The sequence below is a fragment of the Adlercreutzia sp. DFI.6.23 genome (assembly GCF_024462535.1).
GTDB lineage: Bacteria > Actinomycetota > Coriobacteriia > Coriobacteriales > Eggerthellaceae > Adlercreutzia > Adlercreutzia rubneri.
In genome coordinates this window covers 1-302 of sequence record NZ_JANGBP010000496.1, presented here as the reverse complement: position 1 = coordinate 302, position 302 = coordinate 1, and the positions used below count along the sequence as shown (strand labels likewise).

Annotated in this window: 1 pseudogene; it reads right to left on the bottom strand. The window is 58.6% G+C overall.

Going from position 1 to position 302, the window contains the following annotated elements:
- Positions 1-196: pseudogene (locus NE591_RS14295) on the bottom strand (hypothetical protein); the annotation flags it as partial.
- Positions 197-302: the final 106 nt, after the last annotated feature.

The following is a 302-nucleotide window of genomic DNA, read 5'->3' as shown; positions in this document are numbered from 1 at the left end:
CTCCGGGCTGGAAGTAGCTCGTCGTGCCGTCGGCGCTCCAGGTGACCCAGCAGGTCTTCATGCGGCACTGGCCGTCGAAGTAATACCACTTCCCATCGATCTTCTGGCTCCACTTCACAGCCTTGCCATCGGAACCGTAATAGTAGGCGTAGCCGTTCATCCACGCCCAGGTGTTGGGCGTGCCGGTGAGCACCACCTCTTGGGGCGTCGAGGAGAACTATGTGAACGAGAAGTTCACATCGCAGTTGCCAGACACGCCACTCACTTGGCCAGACTCCGTGAATTGCCAAAGATCGGAAGAG